The organism is Pseudomonas sp. Ag1, assembly GCF_000278565.1.
Lineage (GTDB): Bacteria > Pseudomonadota > Gammaproteobacteria > Pseudomonadales > Pseudomonadaceae > Aquipseudomonas.
This window is the reverse complement of sequence record NZ_AKVH01000111.1, coordinates 31,203-49,489: the sequence shown is the minus strand read 5'-3', so window position 1 is coordinate 49,489 and position 18,287 is coordinate 31,203. Positions and strand designations below refer to the sequence as shown.

Sequence of the window (18,287 nt, the reverse complement as noted above, 5' to 3'; positions counted from 1 at the left end):
CGTATGGGGGCTTTGACGAAAGCTGAGATGGCGGAACGTCTGTATGAAGAGCTGGGCCTGAACAAGCGCGAGGCCAAGGAATTGGTCGAGCTGTTCTTTGAAGAAATCAGGCACGCACTTGAAGACAACGAACAGGTCAAATTGTCCGGTTTCGGCAATTTTGACCTGCGGGACAAACGCCAGCGGCCTGGCCGCAATCCAAAAACGGGAGAAGAAATCCCGATCACGGCTCGCCGTGTGGTCACCTTTCGTCCAGGGCAGAAGTTGAAGGCCCGAGTTGAGGCTTATGCTGGAACCAAGTCATAACGACGAACTGCCCGTCATCCCAGGCAAACGCTACTTCACCATTGGTGAAGTCAGCGAGCTCTGTGCGGTAAAGCCGCACGTGCTGCGCTATTGGGAGCAGGAGTTTCCTCAACTCAACCCCGTCAAACGCACCGGGAACCGTCGGTATTATCAGCGCCAGGATGTGCTGATGATCCGACAGATCCGTGCGTTGCTGTACGACCAGGGGTTTACCATCAGCGGCGCGCGCCAGCGTATGTCCGGTGATGAAGCCAAAGACGACACCACCCAATACAAGCAAATGATCCGCCAGATGATCTCCGAACTCGAAGATGTGCTGGTGGTTTTGAAGAAGTAATTCCGGCTTTTAAAATACTTCCACATTTCAAAAGCTTGCGGTATATTCCTGATCGCTTCGTTGCGAAGCGAACCCAGTAACACGCCTAGTCGGGGCGTAGCGCAGTCCGGTAGCGCACTAGCATGGGGTGCTAGGGGTCGAGTGTTCGAATCACTCCGTCCCGACCATATAAATCAAGGGGTTGCGAGATTTTATCTCGCGACCCCTTTTTATTTTTGATTGTTTTTACCCCTACAAAACGGCCGGCTTTCGGTGGAATCCTCACCTCTTGGGGAGGAGATGGGCGCAAGATTTCGGTGCGCCAATGCTCCCCCGAGGAAGTTTGGTGATGGAGGGCGGAGATGGACCTAGTTGGCGGCTCATCAGGCAGTCGGAGGGAGTCTGGTGGTGGAAGCCAGTCGCAGCGCCGCCATGTTGGCCAACGTGCTCGACGGACTGGAGCAAGCCAATTCTGGGTTGCGGCGCTGGTCATCTATTAGGGCTTTAAAATTTACCGCTCCCACCTTGGGGCAAGGTTCGCACGCCTGCACGAGAGAGAGATGCGGGGCATACGCCACCGAACCTGTACGTTGCTCAGGAAGCCCAACTGAGAAAGCGTGCAGAGCATAGCCGTTGGGATTATGTGGCGTTGCATCCTGATCTCATGGTCGGCGATATCTACGGCGACCCGATGAATATTGCGATGGTTATCAGTGTCTTAGCTGAGTTGTTCCATGCGCAAGTACCCCAAGCGATTCCCCTGCACCGATTAGGCCTATGGCCAGCTACTGCAATGTAAGCGGATGGCGAACACACCTACCACCGACCTGTATTCGCCAGGAGCGCTTGCGCATGGTTAATGATTGACGGCATTGGCATTGAGCAATGGCTGTCCACTCATCTCGAATGGTCAGACGTCGCAAGGCTTGGTCTTTCTCTGATCTGGCTTATCGACGAAGACGAACACGCTCTTGCGAACCGTCGCATCATCCCGGCGGCGGATGGAAGCTCTACAATCGTGCCGTTGCTGGTCTGTAGCGATGACATGAACTTTAACTGTACCGTCTTGGCCGCAGAGCAGGTAATCGATGCTGACACCTTACATTGGCGGCGCTTCGGTCGAAGTATTTCGAACAAACTGGAAGTTGGAATCTCGACAAAATGGATCGCCGAGAGCAAGCCGGTAAGCTTTGCATCGGAGGACTTCCAAAACGCGTTGGAGCAGTTCACTCAGTTGTCGAAGACGAAGCTATACAACCATTGTGATGAACCCCTAAGCCCTCAATAGCCTAGCTAACGCTGTATCATTTTTATCGCTATGAGACCCATTACCACGCTGAAATGTTGCGCGCATGTAACCCGAACTCACAGTGGTCATAAACGCTTCCAGAGGACACGCTGGAGCAGCGATCCTAGTAGAATCGTCGAGCTGACTACCGCCCCCTTTGAGATGTTCTATGAACGCTGAATTAACTGAAGAAGAAATGCGTCGTGCCCTGTTCGGTGCGACTCAGCCCCAAGAGCAGATATCTGCTCCTCTAGTAAAGGAGCCTGTGGAAGAGGTTGTGCTCGCAAAACCGGTGGTCGCTCCAGCAGCCAAGAAGAAAGTGGCGAAAGCATTTACGCCTAGGCTGAGGGTCACGGTACGCGTTGGGAACGAGTTTGAGGGAAAAATGATCGAGTTGATTCACGAGGCTGATACGTTGAGCTCGTTGCTTGCTGAGCAGGAGGCTGTGAAGACTGCCAGGAAGAAATACAAGTACGTGGAATTGGTATCGGTTAAATCAATGTAGAAAGCGCAGCTGGGCCGATGAGTTGAAACGTCGTGCGCCTACTCTAAAGAGCAAACCTTCTTGGCTCTGCTCTCTATCTGCGTCAACTCAGTGGAGTTGTCAACGAACAGCCCGTCACTTTTGGGTAAGTCTGGCAAACCAGCATAATTTCGTTTTTTTGGGCTCAAAACCATTATCAATCATGCAGCGCTGCACTTCTGCAGTGCGCCCGATGCTGGCGACGTCCAGATTCGACCCAAGTGGTTTCGCATAGCCGCACGAATACATTACCGGCAGGGCTTCACTATCATTGGCTACCTCGAATGAGAAATGGAGTGATGCTCCCGCTTTACGCCATGAGACCTGCATACGTTCATCCCGGCCTGAATTAGGCTTGATTAGATGAAATGCTCCATCTTCGACAAACGGCAACGCTTCGAGCTGGAACAAGCTGAGCGGACGGCCCTGCCGTTCTTCGACGCAGGCTGGCATATTCTTCATTATTGCACAGTATTCAAAGCCGTCTTTGCGAGTAAAAACGAGGCGCTTCATGCATTGAAAGTGAAGCACCTGTTCGTTATAGGATAATGGTTTTGTGGCCCTGCTACAGGGTCTCCACACTGTGCCATTGCTGCTCTGACACCATCGACAGGGGTAGAAATGCGTTTCCATTGGGTGAAAGATGCTGGTGGCGGGCAGCCGGTGAGTAAAAGTACCTATGAGATCAAGACTGGGACGGTAATAATTTGAGATTTGGTAAACATATTTTGTCCTTAATTTATGTCAGACCACGCCAATGGTGTCCGAATCTTTGTTTCCTGGGCTCGATCAATCGCCTTCTGATCATACATGCTAGGGCAACGTTGAATGACCCGCAGGGCTCAAGCGAGTAAGCTGCCCGGCTATCCGACAACTACTCAGGAAGAGGTCAAGTGTGTTCGATCATCCGGTCTGTCCCGAAATCGCCGAATGGTTCTCTCGATTCGACATAGCTGAGGTGTCATACAGCGTTTGCTCTATAGATTTGATGACCGAACCACCTGAGCATTGGTTTTTCAAACGCAACAAATTGCGGCCTGACAGCCTTAAGCTCGATCTGTGTATCCCATCCAACGGTAACTGGCGCGTCGATTTGTCACGTCATGACGACCTATTCAATGTCCAGTGGCGCCCGAATGATGATCTGCGTATTGAGTCTCAGCAACTACGCTACCGTAAGCTCGTCAGGTGGCCGCGCATGCAGAGGCTTATGGACTTTCCACTGCTGGCAGAGCAGTTGGAACAGAGTCTTGAGATTCAATTCCTTCGCCACGTCGATTTTGGCGCACGCTTACTGAAGCCCAATGAGCTAGCGCACAATGCAAAAATCCAGCAGTGGTTGGCACCCTGTGCTGACACCTTTGGCTGGGACAGGAGAATGCATTCTGAATAAAGCTACGCGGGTTAGCCCTCCTCATTATTGCGCTCAAACGTAGATGACTTGGCCGGACGCATACACTGTAATCACTGTGGGCTTTTCGTCCTCGTTAATCAAACCATCTGCTCATTGCCTACCATATGGCCGAGCAGATCGATACCGTGCATGCTCGGACTGCATCGCCACGCTATCCAGCGTTTGAGACTGCAAGATGTGCCTCTAGGGAACGCTGCTGAACTTGTCCAAAAACCGGAGCTCTAAAAAGCGTACTTGACGCAAAGGGATACGACCATGAGCCGCCGCTCGGCCGATCAGATAGCTATTATCTTCCAGCAATTGGGGACGATTCGAACTGCCGTGAGTGCCCTTCAACTTACTGAAGAAAACCATCTGGCTACTCTCCGAGGAAGACAGACAGTAGACGACGATGAAGCGCTGCACATGTCATTCAAAAGGCTTGCGGACGATATAACGGATATGGAGGAAGTCTTGGCTGGGATTGGTGAGGCGGCGGGAAACATAGCGAAGCTGTAACGCCTTGCTTTTCTAGGAGCGCCTGCGGTTATTGGCGTCTGATCAGCACTCGCATGACGGTCAGTGCGGTAACCGGCTGCCGCTCATCGTGGCAGACTGAATTTGTTTCAAAATTTGGCGCTTCGCACTTTCAGATAACCAAGGGAGCGGCTTTAGCACGGCGAGCCATTTCATATATTCATTCGTGCAAGCGGGAAAGGTTGCTGCCTGACCTTTTGTCGTCAGCATGAGCAGTGCAGTTAGCTACGACATGCTTCGGACCAAGGGCGGACGGCCACTATGTTCTGGTTCTTCAACCTGGCATTGGTCTTTTTGCTCTTGGGCCAGCGGTTGTAGTGCGCTGGTGGGCCCCCGCAGGGCTCAGCGACTTTGCCGCGATGGCCAGTTGCGTTGATCGCGGTGTGCTGTGAGATGTTGCCACTCGCAGATAGGCCGCTGGGTTGGGATTCGCTGCTGTGATGATGCTCGCCGCGAGTTTCGGTTCACTGATATTCCCGAGTATCGAGGCTGCCCTGAATATCAGCGATAATCAATTGATCGCTGCATGTATCGTCGTGGCAATAAGCATTTCGATTGGGCCGTGTGGGTTGGTATATACCTGTAAAGCGCTGCAGTAGCTGCAGTACAGGTGGCGCTACCGCTGGAAATCTATGGTCAACTTAGCGCCCAAGCCGCCATCGGTCCGTTGGAGCACTGCATTTGGTGAGGAACTAGATCCGACCCACAGAACTTGGAAGGCTGTACTATTTCGCTAGGCTTTATAAGCGTTCACAAGCTTAGCCGGCGCGAGGAATGACCTGTCCGCATTGCAACTGGGGTGTTGTATCACTGTGAAAATTCACGGTAGCGGAAGTGTCCGTGAAATATCCCTGACTCCCTGTTCTGCCAGCGTGACTATCGTGGCGTGCGTATTTGCACGGGTTGTGGCGAAGAGCATAACCGGATCACTGGGAGGGGTTGGCGCAATCCAGTAGGCCGCGTTGTTGGGCGGTGCAGCGCGGTAAACCAGTATTAGGCTGTGGCCGATGCAGCCGGTTCGTTTGTGATGTTTTCGCCCTCAAGGGCGTCTTCCAGTTCCTGTAGGTATCGAGCCAAAATGTGTATTGATCCCGCCATATTCGCGGGATCGAACGGGATTTTTCCGCTGGCAATCAGGGCCATCGCTAGCGCCCAGGCTTGGGATTTACTATCCATCATCAGGCAGTTTCCTTTAGATCTTCATGTACGGTCGTTCGTTCAGCCGTCGCGAACGTAAAGGACTGTGGAAAAATCTCGTTGAGCAATTTGAGGTGGACAATTGCTTCTCGGAACAGCGCATTGGCTCTGAGTCGCACGTGTAAGTATTCATCGAATATTTCGCAGTCAAGGTCTGGACGATCCAGAAGCGCCCATGCGCTGCAGTTGATTGCGTTTGCTTCACGGAAAATCCGTTGATTTTGCTCAAACGCAAGGCGGCGGCGAGCCATTAGTTTTGTATCTTTATGGTTAAGTTGCATAAAAGTCACCTAATCAACTGGTTGTACGTGTTCGCGCTTTCATAGGTGTTTGACCGAAGCTATTCGACTTGGTATCCAAAGGATTTGACCTGAAAATTTGATAGCTTTAACGATTGTTGTCGCCATGACTTATCTTATTTTTTGATCTGGTCTATGCCTAGCAGTAGTTACCTAATAGGGCGCTTTTATTAGACGACGGCGGTCGCCCCGCTTTTCCTTAACTCAAGAAACGATATTTGTGATCGGCGACTGGCGTTCGGGATGAGCTGTACTTTCCAAATATCCGGTAGCGATTCATCGCAATTTTGTCGTAAAGCCAGTCCCGGAATGGCCCAGGAATTAGGCGCGCTACCAATGCCCAGCGCCAATACCAGGGCAGACGCGTGACTATTTGGAACATGGCCTCAGATCGCACATAAAATCGATCACCAGCGACCAATACAATTGTGTTGAATGCGTGCTGTGGTAGTCCTGCCCATGCTAATAACGCTTGCCCCTGTTCTGACTGGACCGTGGCCAGCCTGATGCGATGTGCTACGTCATGCTGGATGATAAGCCGCGCCCAGCCGTTACAGAGTTTGCAGGTGCCATCGAAGAGTACGACTGTCTCGGCGGGCTTCAGCGTGATCAAGGATGCGCTACCGACTGTGGCTGCAGATATCTCGACAACAGTCCGTTAAACCAGATCATGATGTCGGGTAGTGCTATACGAATAGCTTTAGCATAACGGAATGCGCTGCTCATCCATCTGTCTCCAAGCTGACCTTGATCCTAACTCGTGTCCGGCTACCAAACTTTTATAGGCGCTGATGGCATCGGTCAAGGGCTCATGTTGGTTAAAGCTGCGAGTACTCAACGTAGACTACGAGGTTAATTTCGACGAAATCGAGATCCATCTGGAATAAAGTCTCGGTTCGCTAGTTGTGAATTAATGCTCCTAATGTCTACTCGGACCAATATGTTTTAATTTCACTTAAAAAAATTAATGAAAAGAAGATGAACGGTAAAAACGAAACGTAAATATATTAAAGGCTCGCTGAAGAACGCCCCGTCGTGCAACGTTTTGAGTGTGGATGATGTTGAATTAGTGGCGTTGTCGAGGCCGTGCTTACCGCTTGGATCTTGCACACAAAAATAATGAACCCTGCATGTGCATTCGAAACCTAAAGATGCATAACCCGGAGGTGAATCATGCAAACCACGTACTTTTGGATAGGCTTGGCCGTTGTTCTCATACTGATCGACTTGTGGATCATCAATAGTGTCTGGCGAAGCGATAGCGCATCGGGTAGCAAGGCCTGTTGGACCGCCGTGGTCGTGCTATTGCCATTTCTAGGCGCCGCGATATGGGCCGTCGCCGGCCCGCGCGGCGTAACTAAGGGGCCGTCCTCGCCCGAGCACAGCAAGGGTTGAATGCGGGCCTGATATGAACGCTCCTGAATCTGACGATCTGCAAAGCCGCAACGCTCCGGTGAGAGAGGACATGGTCTTGCAACGCAAGGTCTGGCGCTTTGAGCGGCTGGGCTGGTATGCGCTGGTCGTGCTGATAGGGCTGACGTTGGCCGGGCTGTTTTCCAAGGGGCCGCTGAGCCAAGGCGAGGTGCGCAGTGCTGACGGACGAGTGCGTGTGGAATACCAGCGGTTCCTGCGCAACGGTTCCTCCGGCGGGCTGGTCATTCACCTGCAGGGGCGGGCGCGCGAGCCCCTTGAAGTCGAGATCAATGGCGAGCTGCTACGCGGTTTCAATATCGAAATGTTGCAGCCGCAGCCGCTCAAAGCCAGCGCCGCCGATGAGGGCGTGAAGCTTTGGGTACTAAGCGATAGCGACGGCCAGGCGACGTTGTACATGACCCTGCGCAGCGACGGCGTAGGCAAATTCGCGACCCGAGTGACGCGAACCAGTGGCGCCTCCGTGCGCTTCTCTCAATTCATTTATCCCTAGGGACTCTCATGGATTCGGTCCTGCGTGCAGCCGCGATTTACTTAGTGCTGATGGTGCTGTTCAAGATCGCTGGCCGGCGCTCCTTGGCGGAACTCACCACGTTCGACTTGGTGCTGTTGATGGTGATTGGCGAGGCCACACAACAGGCGTTGTTGGGCGATGATTTCTCGTTGGTCAATGCAGTGCTGGTGATCGTTACGCTGATTGCAATCGACATCGGTTTCTCATTGGTCAAGCAGCGTTCGCGATGGTTTTCGCGCCTGCTCGACGGCGGCCCGACAATTTTGGTTGAGCAAGGCCGCGCCCTGCACCAACGCTTGAAGCACGCGCGGCTGGACGAAGAAGACATCCTTGAAGCGTCGCGGTCCGCACAGGGCATTACGGATATGAGTCAGATTAAATTCGCGATTCTTGAGCGCAACGGAAAAATTTCAATCATTCCCTATGATTCAGCAGAGGAGGCTATGCCGATGAACACGCCATCTACCACCACCCAACCTGACGCCGACGCGCCTGAACAGCTTCCGGAAAAGGACCTCGGCCAAGGGCTCAGTGACGATGAGCGTGTGTCCAGGGAAGGCGATCGCAATCCGGATTCAAACGGTAAGGGCGCGCGGGTTACCCCAGGCCCTGAAGATGAAAAGCGTTTGAAGCCTTGAACTCACTGGACGCTCCGCGGGCAGCCCCATCACTTGGTCCAGCGCTGGCGCACGCCGATGGAATTTTTTGCGCAGTGTGCGGCTCTTTCGTAATAGAGGCGAAAAAACGCCCCGTAATAGGTGTCGGCAGTCGCCGAGGCCCGAATAAAAATATGCGGATGGAGCCTGCCATGCCTGCATTGCCCGGTTACATAGCTTTCCTGTTTTGTCCCGTTGCGCTCGGCGTGTACTTGCCCGTCGGTGGCCGCTGGCGGATGTGCCGGGTAAGCCACCCAAGGAGCTTTTCATGACTGTCTTTCAAACCCTGAAAAATGCATCCAGCCAGTGGCAGCGTGAGGGCGCTTTGCGTAGCCAGTACCAATATTTGCTTGCCGAATGGGATGCCGAATCTTCGCAGCGGGCATCGGATTTTCTGCAGGCGCAGCTGGGACTTGTCGGGCCCGTTGAGGGCGCGCCGTTGCCCGCGTCGCTTGACCAACTGATGAAGTGGGTCGAACACAATTGCACGGCGGTTGCCCAGGAGTACGCGCAGTACCTGCACGGTCGGCAGCAAGGCGAAGACCGCCGCTATTTTCAAAATAAAGCGCACGCCCTGTATTTCCTGCAGTGCGTGGCGCCGACCAAACACGTCGATGGGGCCTGGCTTTACGGCGTACTTACGCACTGGCGCGATTATCGCTACGACGGGCTTTTGACCACCTACTTAGAAGAACTCGGTGATGGCGAACCGGCACAGAACCATGTCGCGATTTACCAACGCCTGTTGGCCGAGCAAGGCTGCGACGGCGATTTTGACTGGCAGGATCAGCACTTCCACCAAGGCGCCATCCAGTTGGCGCTTGGCCACAGCGCCCAGGCGCACATGCCGGAAATCCTCGGCTATAACCTCGGCTATGAGCAACTGCCGCTGCACCTGCTCATCTGCGCTTACGAGCTCACGGAGCTGGGAATCGACCCCTATTATTTCAGTCTTCATGTGACCATCGACAACGCCAGCAGCGGCCATGCCCGCCGCGCGGTGCAAGCGGTTCTGGCGTTGATGCCCGAGGGCATGGATGCGACCGAATATTGGCAACGGGTATGTCGCGGTTACCAGCTGAACGATCTGGGCGTGGGATCCACGGCGGTGATCCAGGCGTTTGACCTGGAGCAGGAGTTGGTCGCAATGCTTGAGCGCAAGCGTCCATTCGGCCAGCACATGCATTCCGATTACTGCCGCTTTGAAGGCAAGACTGTCAATCAATGGTTAGCGCAGCCGGGGCAGGTTCGCAATTTCTTGCGGGCCTTGCAGAACAAGGGCTGGATTAAGCAGAACCAGCCCCCTGAAGACAGTCGTTTCTGGCAACTGATTGACGGCGCGGGGGCTGCCATGTTCGGCGTGTTCAGTGGCTATGAAAAACAATTGCTGCGCGACTGGATCGCCGGGGATTGGTGCGATGCAAAACGTAGTGCGCGCCCACGCCCGGCGATGCCCGTGTCGTCAAGCGCGTATGCGCCCGACGACCCCGAGGCTCATGCACTCCAAGAGGCACTGGCGCTGCGCAGCGGCGAGCAGCAGTTAACTCTGTTACTACCATGGCTGCGCCCTGACCGGCATCATCGCCCCGCTGGTTTGTTTGCCACCCGGCGTTTTATTCAATTGCGCGCAGGCCTGCGCTGACTGACAAAGGAATGCACTCATGGTCGATCCGCTGCTGTATTCATCGTCTCCCATTTCATCGGCCCAATCACGCGCCGACCGCGCGCTGCTGCATTTGGGCCGACGCCTGCAGGCGGATGACTATCGCTTCATCACGCCCACGCCGTTGACCCACACACGGGTGATTACCCGTTTAGATAACGCGCCGGCCAGCGACATGCGCGGGATTTTCGGCTGGTCGCGACCCTTTGATGCGCAGGTGTTCGAGCCCGCCGAATGGCGGGAGCTGCAAGAAGCTGGCATTGTCGTCAAGGCGCACGGGCGCTGGTACAGCACGGTACGCTGGTCGACCCTGGGCCCGCTGCTGTTGGCGCATTCGGCGTTTCCAACCGAGGACGCAGACTCGGTGTTTTTCGGCCCCGACACCTACCGTTTTGCCGGCGTCATTGATGACTGTCTGCGCGAGCGCTTTGCGCCGATCCGCCGCGCCGTGGACATCGGCTGTGGCTCGGGCGCCGGTGCCTTGCTGGTGGCGCGCGCACGGCATAACGCTGAGGTGCTGGCGGTGGACATCAACCCCAGGGCGCTGCGCCTGAGCGCGGTCAATGCCGAACTAGCCGAGACGCCGAACGTCAGCGTGTACCACAGTGACGTACTCGACAGCGTCGACGGCTGCTTTGATCTGATCCTCGCCAACCCGCCCTACATGAAGGACGGTCAACAGCGGGCCTACCGCCACGGCGGCGGCGAACTGGGTGAAGCGCTGTCGTTGCGCATCTTGCGTGAAGCGCTGCCGCGCCTGGCGCGCGACGGCACCTTGTTGCTCTACACCGGCGTGGCGATGGTCGACGGTCGCGATGCGTTTCTTGAGGCCGCCCGTGCCGTGTTGACCAGCGACGCCTTTGGCTGGATCTACCGCGAACTGGACCCCGACGTGTTCGGCGAAGAGTTGGAAAAGCCCGGCTACGAGCGGGTCGAGCGCATTGCCGCAGTGGCGCTGACCGTTACCCGCCTGAGCTGAGTGGCCAGGGACCGCGGACAGCGCTTTGGCATTGAAGAAGAATATTTCATCATCGATCTGCGCAGCCGACGCCTGCTTGCCGAACCGTCGGCGGGGGTGTTGGCAGCCTGTCGCGAGGCAATTGGCGAGGGCTTTTCCTATGAGATGTTCCAAGGCCAGGTCGAAGTGGCATCGCCGGTGTTTGACGATGCCGTATACGCTGCCACCTACCTTGGCCGCGTGCGCCGAGAACTGAACCAGGCATTGGCCGAACACGGGCTGGGGTTTATCAGCAGCGGCGCGCACCCAATGGCCGGTTGGCAGGCGCAACGGGCTACCCCGCAGGCGCATTTCCAGCGGTTGTTCGATGAGTTCCGAATCGTCGCGCAGCGTAGCGTGCTCAGCGGTCTGCACGTTCACGCAGAGATCCCGACAGGTGTCGATCGCATCGCGGTGATGAACGAGGTATTGCCCTGGTTGCCGATGCTGCTGGCCCTGAGCGTTTCATCGCCGTTGTGGCAGGGCCAACTCAGTGGCTATTGCAGCTACCGGCAAGTGGTGTGTGACGAGTGGCCGCGTATGGGCATCCCCGAATACCTGCTGGATGAGCCCGGTTTCCAGCACTACTTGGGCTTACTCAAACGGACCGGCGCGGTGGCCAGCGACGCAAATATCTGGTGGGGTTGTCGCCCCTCTTTGAGCTACCCGACGCTGGAGCTGCGCATGACCGACGCCTGCCCGCGATTGAGCGACGCGCTGGCTTTGGCCGGGCTGTTTCGGGTGATGGTCAAACATGCCTGCATGTTGCCTGTGCCTGGCAGTCAATACAGTATCGAATGCCATTGGTTGCTCAAGGAAAACCGGAATCAAGCCAGGCGTTGGGGGCACCAGGGGCGTTTCGTGTTGGCGCCCCAGACGCCCGCGCTGTCGCTTGAACAATGGCTGACGCTGGCAGAGCGACGCTTTGGCGCCACTGCCTGCGCGTTGGGTGAGGAGGGCGTATTTGCCCAGGCCCGGAACATACTCAGCGATGGCACCAGCGCTCAGCGGCAGTCAGGTTGGTATGAGGCAAGCGCGGCGCCTGCCGAGGAGCGCTGGCAGGCCGTGGTAGACGGGCTGGCGGCAGAGAGTCGAGAGGGGCAAATCGTTCTGGCGAGTTGACCTGCGTGCCATTCATCTTTTACGTTGCACTTCGACACCGCTAGCGACTCGAAACAGATCCATACGCTGTTAGCTATTAATTGGAGAGTTTCGCCATGACAAACGACCCGTCCAATACCGAGTCCGCCCCAGTAAAAAATCCTCGAGAGCCGAATGATGACGGCTTCGTCGTCGGCACTGCCGGGCGGGATGAAGACCCGAACGCCACGACCGACTGGGATCATCCCGATGACCCGCAACACCGCAAAGGCACGGACGAAGACTCGCAGCCTCCACCCAACGGCACCCCCGGCATCGACATCGTGCCTGGGCCGGATAACGACGGCGCGGATTGAGCGGTGTGCTGGCAGGATTTCAGGTAGCGGCACAGTGAAATCAAGTAAGCGCTTGTTTGAAGATTTTTGAGGACGTGGCTTGAAACTTGGCAGGCTTATTGATATCGCTTGTTAATGATGCGAACTAGACGTCAAGGGATGGAGTGGGTATGTCTCATCAACAAGTGGGAAGAAGCTGTGTGGCCTGTCAGGTGGAGTACTTTCCCTCGCTTGAAAGCCAAGCGCATATGGCATTCATTGGGCATGATCCGTGCTGCCCCATCTGCCGAAAAATCAATCTTGATCAACGCGTCGAAGATGCGTTACAGGAAAGTGTCAATAAATTGTATGCATTGCTGGCGCGGCGCCAGCAACGATAACGTGAGCGCTTGTCCTCAATCGCGCGCGCTGCGCAAACTATTGATCAGTTCAATCAGCGACTCATGAGCCACCGGCTTGCTGACATGATGGTTAAAGCCTGACTCGGCGGTTTTTTTCTGATCGTTTGCGGCGCCATAGCCCGTCAGTGCAATGGATGGCGTGGCCTGCAAGTGATCCAGCTTACGAAGCTTTTTCATCAATTCATGGCCGTCCATGACCGGCATGCCGATGTCCGAAATGATCAGGTCATATCGGTTGGTGTTCGCGGCTTCAAGCGCCAGTCGCGGATCGCCGAAGGCCTTTACGTCGGCACCTTCCATTTCAAGCAGCATCTGCAGCACCAGCAGCACGTCTTCGGAGTCGTCGACCAGCAGGACTGTCAACCCGCCGAGACGGTTATCCTCATCCGAGGTTTCCGGGGTGGCCGGTAGATCATCGTGCTGCTCGCTCAGGGGCAACAGCACCGAGAATGCGCAGCCAAAGCCCAGCCCCTTGGAGTGCACGCTCACATGACCACCGTGAGCCTCAACCAATTGTCGAACCAGCGACAGGCCGATCCCGAGGCCCTCACGCTGATGCGTCTGGTGCTGGTTTTCGGCCTGGCTGAACAGGTCGAAAATCTTGTCCTGGCTCTGCTCGGCCAGCCCAATGCCGCTGTCGATGACGTCCAGCCGCGCGTGCCCATCCACGCGGCTGAGGATCAACTGCACGCGGCCATTGTCCGGGGTGAATTTCAGCGCGTTGTTGACCAGGTTCCAAATCACCTGCTCAAGCCGCGTAGGGTCGGCATCGACGAGCAGCGTGGTCTGCGGCGCGAGGGAAATATCCAGCGTCACCTGGCAACGGTGGTCATCGATGAGCACCACGTTGTAGATGTCCTGAAGCGTCTTAACCAGGTCGACTGGCTGTTTCTTCAGCTTGAGCTTGCCGGTCCGCACCCTTGCCACGTCAAGCAGGTCGTCAATAATCCGTGCCTGGCTGGAAACGGCCTCGCAGATCGTATCAACGGCCTTGATCGCCGGGCCCGCCGACTTGGTGGCCGGCAGGCGGCGCAGCAATTCGGCGTTGAGCTGGATCAGGTTCAACGGGTGTTTGAGCTCGTGAGACATCACCGCGAAAAACTCGTCCTTGAGATGGCTGTTGGTCTGGGTTTCCATCAGCCGCTTGTGTTGCTCATCATGCATGCGTTTATGGCCAGTGAGGTCGCGGGCGATCTTGACGTAGCCGCGTAGGCTGTCGCTCTTGAGCTGAGTGACTTCACCACTGCAATAGAACCGGCTGCCGTCCTTGCGCACATGCCAGCGCTCGTCTTCACCCCGGCCATGTTCGCGGGCAGAACGCAGTTCATTTTCCGGCACGCCGTCGGTGCGGTCCTCCGGGGAAAAGATCAGGTCGTAGTAAGCGCCCAGCACTTCTTCTTTGGTGTAGCCGAAGATCAATTCCGCGCCTGTATTCCAGTCGGTGATAGCCCCATGGTCGTCCAGAATGATGATGGCGAAGTCATGGGTGCTTTCGGCCACGAGACGCATGCGCTCTTCTCCCAACCTGAGTTCTTCCTCGGCCAGGCGACGTTTGGTGATGTCGATAAAGGTCAACACGGTGCCGTCGATATGGTCTTCACTGGAGCGGTAAGGCAGCAGACGCGCGATGTACCAACGCTCATCCTTACTGCTGATCTCGCGCTCGATCATGCTCAATGATTCGAAGACATTCGTCGCGTCACCTGCCATTTCCGGGTAGTTGAGGCGGTGGGTGATGTCCATCAAGGAGCGCCCGGTGTCCACCGGCAGCATGCTGAAGATGTCCGTGGCGCGCGGGGTAAACCAGCGGATGCGCATATTGCGGTCGACAAACACGGTAGCGATGTCGGTTGACGCAATCAGGTTGGTCAGGTAGTCGTTGACCTTGTCGGTTTCTTCAACCTTGGTCTTGAGTTCATAGTTGACGGTGAGCAACTCTTCGTTGATCGACTGCAACTCTTCCTTGCTGGTCTCCAATTCTTCAGTGGCCGAACGCAATTCTTCGTTGACCGCCTGCATCTCTTCGTTGGAGGCCTTGAGTTCCTCGCTGGAGACTTCCGATTGCTCGATGGTGTCCTGCAGGTGCAGCTTGGTACGCTGCAGCTCACGTTCCAGATTGCTCATCATCTGGTTTTCGACGAGGTTGACGGTGGACTCGCCCGATTGCGGTGAGTCGACCCGGGTCTCTTTGAAAATCACCAGGACAAAATCGCTTTCGGTGGCGTCATCCCGGTGGGGAAGGGCAGTGATGTCCACCATGAACAATTCCTGGCCACGCTCCATCTGCACTTTGCGCGAGGTGACCGGCAGACTGGATTGCTGGACCTGAAACAGCGTCGTGCGAATATCCAGGCGCAGGTCGGGGTGCACCAACGCGAGCAAATTGCGCGTCATTTCCCCTGCTACGTAGCGCAGGAAGCGCCCGGCCCCTTCGCTGATGTGCAAGATATCGGCGTGTACATCGACGATGACGCTCGGCGGCGCAGCTTTTTCCAGGGCGCGCAGGTGAATCTCGGCGAACGAGACCTTCGTTGGCATCTTGATTTCAGTGATGGCTGGCAGGATGTTGGGGCGCAAGTAGCCACCACGCGGCATGGTGGGCGCGCGGCGCACCGAGGTCGAGCCGGCGCGCACGCGAAAGATGCGGTTGCGCTTGTCCACCGGCACAAACAGGTCAAGGCAGCCATCGGCTGATTCCGACGAGCCAAGGAACAGATAGCCGCCGGGGCGCAAGGCGAAATGGAACATCTGCAGGATGTCGCGTTGTACTTCCCGGTCCAGGTAGATCAGCAGGTTGCGGCACACAATCAGGTCGATCTGCGAGAACGGCGGGTCGGCCATCAGGCTGTGTTTGGCAAACAATACCTTTTCGCGAATTTCCTTGCGCACTCGGTAATGTTGGTTTTGCTCCTTGGAGAAATACTGGCGCAGGCGCGTGGGTGGCACGTCGGTGATGATCGCTTCGGGGTACACGCCATTGCGGCCATGGCTGATCGCGCGCTCGTCGATATCGGTGGCGAACACCTGCATTTTTGCCCCGCTGGCGTCCAGCACCAGTTGCTCGGCGACCAGCATCGCCAAGCTGTAGGCTTCTTCGCCAGTCGAACAACCGGCCGACCAGACACGCACCTCCTCGCGATGCGGGACGCTGTCTTCCAGGGTCTTGACCAGGTTGGGAATCACGTCACGCTCAAGCGCTTCGAAAGCCTCGCGGTCGCGAAAGAAGTTCGTGACGCCGATCAGCATATCGCCGAGCAGCGCCTTGGTTTCCTCGGGGTGGGCCTGCAGAAAATTGTAATAGCTGGCCAGGTCCGGTTGGGCGGTCACCTGCAGGCGCCGCTCAATGCGGCGCAACACCGTGGCCCGCTTGTAGTGCTTGAAATCATGCCCGGTAGTGGCGCGCAACTGGATCAGGATGTCCAGCAGCAGTTGTTCGGCCAAAGCAACATCCCGTTCGGTCGCCGGCGGGGTGGTGTGAATCTCTGGGTCACCGGCCGTGGGCAGGATGATCGATTGAGCGTTACGCCACAGCTCAAGCAGTTTTTGCGGCATTTCCACCACCGGAAGCGCCAGGTCGACCATCTGCGTTTCGATGGCGGCGAGCGGCATGCCGTCGAACTCGGCATCTTCCGGCGTTTGTACCAAGGTGACTCCGCCTTGCTCCTTGATACGCGACAACCCAACTGCGCCGTCGGAGCCGGTGCCGGAAAGGATCACGCAAAAGGCGCGCTCCTTATGCGTGTCTGCCAGGTCGCGGAAAAATAGGTCGATTGCAATGTGCGAGCCGCCTTCGCGTATCGAAGGCGAAACCGCCAGGTAGCCATCATTCATCGCCAAATGTTGTGCGGGGGAGATGACGTAGACGTGGTTTTTTTCGATGGGTGTGGTGTCGGTGACTTGCAGCACCGGCATCCGCGTCGACTCCTGGATGATTTTGTCGGCCACGCTTTGATGGTCGGGCGACAGATGCAGAATCACCACGAAGGCCATGCCGCAGTCTTTGGGCATGTGTTCGAAAAATGCCTTCACCGCTTGCAGCCCGCCCGCCGACGCACCGATACCTACGACCGGAAATTTCAGGTTACTGGGCGTCAGGTCCGTGCGTTGCGGAACATTCGGGGACCGTGGTGGGGCAGACTTCATGAGGTAAACCTTGGTTAACAGCGCGCTGAAAGTCCGTTATCACACGGCCTCGATTCAGACGGATAAGGATTGATAAAGAAGTGCGAAATATAGCCTAAAAACTGGCCAGCAAAGACGTTTTTAGATCGCACGATAATCCCTGTTATTCGGTTGAGGCGCAAACCTTGCGGAAGGTTTATTCAGATCGACGGGTGGTATCGCGCCACCGCAACGCTAATCCGGATTTTGCAATTTCGTCTGAACTATTGCCTGCGGTGAGTCCTCGCAAGAATAGGCAGACGAAGGAGGACCTCCGATGAGCAACTACCCAAAACCACCGTTCAAACCCCAACAGCAAGCGGTGCCCGGCGACCAATACCGGATGGACCCGCAACCCGATTGTGGTGAAAAAACCTATAAGGGTTCAGGCCGTCTGGCGAACAAAATAGCCTTGATCACCGGCGCCGACAGCGGCATCGGCCGAGCCGTCGCCATTGCCTTCGCACGTGAGGGTGCGGACGTGGCGATCTCTTATCTTGACGAGCACGAGGACGCCAAGGAAACCGCGCGCTGGGTCGAAGCGGCCGGCCGCCAGTGCGTGCTTTTGCCGGGTGATTTGAGCCGCCAGCCGCACTGCGCGGCCATCGTGAATGACACGGTGAAGGCCTTTGGGCGTATCGATATTTTGGTTAACAACGCAGCCTTTCAGATGACCCATGAAACGTTGGAAGAAATTGCTGACGAGGAATGGGTGAAGACATTCGACGTCAATGTCACCGCCATGTTTCGGATCTGCAAGGCCGCGCTGCCCAATATGGCCGCAGGCAGCTCGATCATTAACACCAGCTCCGTCAACTCCGATGCGCCCAACCCGACACTCCTGTGTTATGCGGCCACCAAAGGCGCCATCGCCAATTTCACCGCAGGCCTGGCGCAGTTGCTCGGTAAGCGCGGTATTCGTGTTAACAGCGTCGCGCCAGGGCCGATCTGGACGCCTTTGATTGTGTCGACGATGCCTGAAGAGTCGGTGAAGAACTTCGGCAGCAATACGCCCCTGGGTCGCCCAGGCCAACCGGTCGAAGTGGCGCCGATTTATGTACTGCTGGCATCCGATGAGGGCAGTTACATCTCCGGCGAACGCTACGGCGTGACGGGCGGTAAACCTATTCTCTGACGCATGACCGGCGCAACGTGTTGCGCCGGTTTTC

General features: G+C 56.2%; 20 protein-coding genes and 1 tRNA gene. 16 read left to right on the top strand and 5 right to left on the bottom strand.

The window, feature by feature from the left end; all coding sequences use genetic code 11:
* Positions 1–3: 3 nt before the first annotated feature.
* The 5 genes from ihfA (at position 4) to A462_RS04560 (ending at position 2,415) form a co-directional block, all read left to right on the top strand.
* Positions 4–306, top strand: coding sequence for an integration host factor subunit alpha (gene ihfA, locus A462_RS04540; RefSeq protein ID WP_002553164.1), 303 nt, complete (start codon positions 4–6; stop codon positions 304–306).
* The gene (locus A462_RS04545) at positions 287–643 is read left to right on the top strand and encodes a MerR family transcriptional regulator (RefSeq protein ID WP_003219935.1); all 357 of its coding nucleotides are present in this window, start codon (positions 287–289) and stop codon (positions 641–643) included. The genes ihfA and A462_RS04545 overlap by 20 nt, the downstream gene beginning before the upstream one ends.
* A gap of 90 nt (positions 644–733) precedes the next feature.
* A tRNA-Pro gene (locus A462_RS04550) sits at positions 734–810 on the top strand.
* Between the two features lie 671 nt (positions 811–1,481).
* Positions 1,482–1,910 (top strand): hypothetical protein, encoded by a 429-nt coding sequence (locus A462_RS04555; RefSeq protein WP_008438686.1) that lies wholly within the window; start codon positions 1,482–1,484, stop codon positions 1,908–1,910.
* 169 nt (positions 1,911–2,079) lie between these two features.
* Entirely contained in the window at positions 2,080–2,415 is a 336-nt protein-coding gene (locus A462_RS04560; protein ID WP_008438685.1) for a hypothetical protein, read from the top strand.
* A gap of 114 nt (positions 2,416–2,529) precedes the next feature.
* On the opposite strand, the gene A462_RS34995 is transcribed toward A462_RS04560, so the two are convergent.
* Positions 2,530–2,946 carry a hypothetical protein gene (locus A462_RS34995; RefSeq protein WP_238544269.1) on the bottom strand — a complete coding sequence of 139 codons (417 nt, stop codon included), beginning with the start codon at positions 2,944–2,946 and terminating at the stop codon, positions 2,530–2,532.
* A 382-nt stretch (positions 2,947–3,328) separates the two neighbouring features.
* Between A462_RS34995 and A462_RS04570 the strand changes: the two genes are divergently transcribed.
* Positions 3,329–3,826, top strand: coding sequence for a hypothetical protein (locus tag A462_RS04570; RefSeq protein WP_008438683.1), 498 nt, complete (start codon positions 3,329–3,331; stop codon positions 3,824–3,826).
* Positions 3,827–4,102: 276 nt separating this feature from the next.
* Positions 4,103–4,345: a hypothetical protein gene (locus tag A462_RS04575; protein WP_008438682.1), complete on the top strand. Its 243-nt coding sequence runs from the start codon at positions 4,103–4,105 to the stop codon at positions 4,343–4,345.
* 1,011 nt (positions 4,346–5,356) lie between these two features.
* Here the strand turns inward: A462_RS04575 and A462_RS04580 are convergent.
* From A462_RS04580 to A462_RS33860, 3 genes are all read right to left on the bottom strand, one after another.
* Complete coding sequence (locus A462_RS04580; RefSeq protein WP_008438681.1) at positions 5,357–5,542, bottom strand: hypothetical protein; 186 nt, start codon at positions 5,540–5,542, stop codon at positions 5,357–5,359.
* Positions 5,542–5,841, bottom strand: coding sequence for a hypothetical protein (locus A462_RS0132785; RefSeq protein ID WP_157222885.1), 300 nt, complete (start codon positions 5,839–5,841; stop codon positions 5,542–5,544). The genes A462_RS04580 and A462_RS0132785 overlap by 1 nt, the downstream gene beginning before the upstream one ends.
* A gap of 217 nt (positions 5,842–6,058) precedes the next feature.
* Entirely contained in the window at positions 6,059–6,472 is a 414-nt protein-coding gene (locus A462_RS33860; protein WP_008438676.1) for a thiol-disulfide oxidoreductase DCC family protein, read from the bottom strand.
* Positions 6,473–7,032: 560 nt separating this feature from the next.
* On the opposite strand from A462_RS33860, the gene A462_RS04585 reads away from it, so the two are divergent.
* The 8 genes from A462_RS04585 to A462_RS34490 all read left to right on the top strand — a co-directional run bounded on the left by A462_RS04585 (position 7,033) and on the right by A462_RS34490 (position 12,936).
* Complete coding sequence (locus A462_RS04585; RefSeq protein WP_008438675.1) at positions 7,033–7,254, top strand: PLD nuclease N-terminal domain-containing protein; 222 nt, start codon at positions 7,033–7,035, stop codon at positions 7,252–7,254.
* Between the two features lie 13 nt (positions 7,255–7,267).
* Entirely contained in the window at positions 7,268–7,783 is a 516-nt protein-coding gene (locus A462_RS04590; RefSeq protein ID WP_032899809.1) for a hypothetical protein, read from the top strand.
* A gap of 8 nt (positions 7,784–7,791) precedes the next feature.
* Positions 7,792–8,442 (top strand): DUF421 domain-containing protein, encoded by a 651-nt coding sequence (locus A462_RS0132780; RefSeq protein ID WP_008438673.1) that lies wholly within the window; start codon positions 7,792–7,794, stop codon positions 8,440–8,442.
* Positions 8,443–8,728: 286 nt separating this feature from the next.
* Positions 8,729–10,102: an iron-containing redox enzyme family protein gene (locus tag A462_RS04595; RefSeq protein WP_008438672.1), complete on the top strand. Its 1,374-nt coding sequence runs from the start codon at positions 8,729–8,731 to the stop codon at positions 10,100–10,102.
* 19 nt (positions 10,103–10,121) lie between these two features.
* Positions 10,122–11,102, top strand: coding sequence for a methyltransferase (locus tag A462_RS04600; protein WP_008438671.1), 981 nt, complete (start codon positions 10,122–10,124; stop codon positions 11,100–11,102).
* Positions 11,103–12,242: a carboxylate-amine ligase gene (locus tag A462_RS04605; RefSeq protein ID WP_008438670.1), complete on the top strand. Its 1,140-nt coding sequence runs from the start codon at positions 11,103–11,105 to the stop codon at positions 12,240–12,242.
* Positions 12,243–12,337: 95 nt separating this feature from the next.
* On the top strand, positions 12,338–12,577 hold the full coding sequence (locus tag A462_RS04610; RefSeq protein ID WP_008438669.1) for a hypothetical protein: 240 nt from the start codon (positions 12,338–12,340) through the stop codon (positions 12,575–12,577).
* A 149-nt stretch (positions 12,578–12,726) separates the two neighbouring features.
* Positions 12,727–12,936: a hypothetical protein gene (locus A462_RS34490; protein ID WP_157222884.1), complete on the top strand. Its 210-nt coding sequence runs from the start codon at positions 12,727–12,729 to the stop codon at positions 12,934–12,936.
* A 15-nt stretch (positions 12,937–12,951) separates the two neighbouring features.
* Here the strand turns inward: A462_RS34490 and A462_RS04615 are convergent, their stop codons facing one another.
* Positions 12,952–17,100 (bottom strand): CheR family methyltransferase, encoded by a 4,149-nt coding sequence (locus tag A462_RS04615; RefSeq protein ID WP_008438668.1) that lies wholly within the window; start codon positions 17,098–17,100, stop codon positions 12,952–12,954.
* A gap of 295 nt (positions 17,101–17,395) precedes the next feature.
* Here A462_RS04615 and A462_RS04620 point away from each other — a divergent pair, with 295 nt between their 5' ends.
* Positions 17,396–18,253: an SDR family oxidoreductase gene (locus A462_RS04620; RefSeq protein ID WP_008438667.1), complete on the top strand. Its 858-nt coding sequence runs from the start codon at positions 17,396–17,398 to the stop codon at positions 18,251–18,253.
* Positions 18,254–18,287 lie beyond the last annotated feature (34 nt).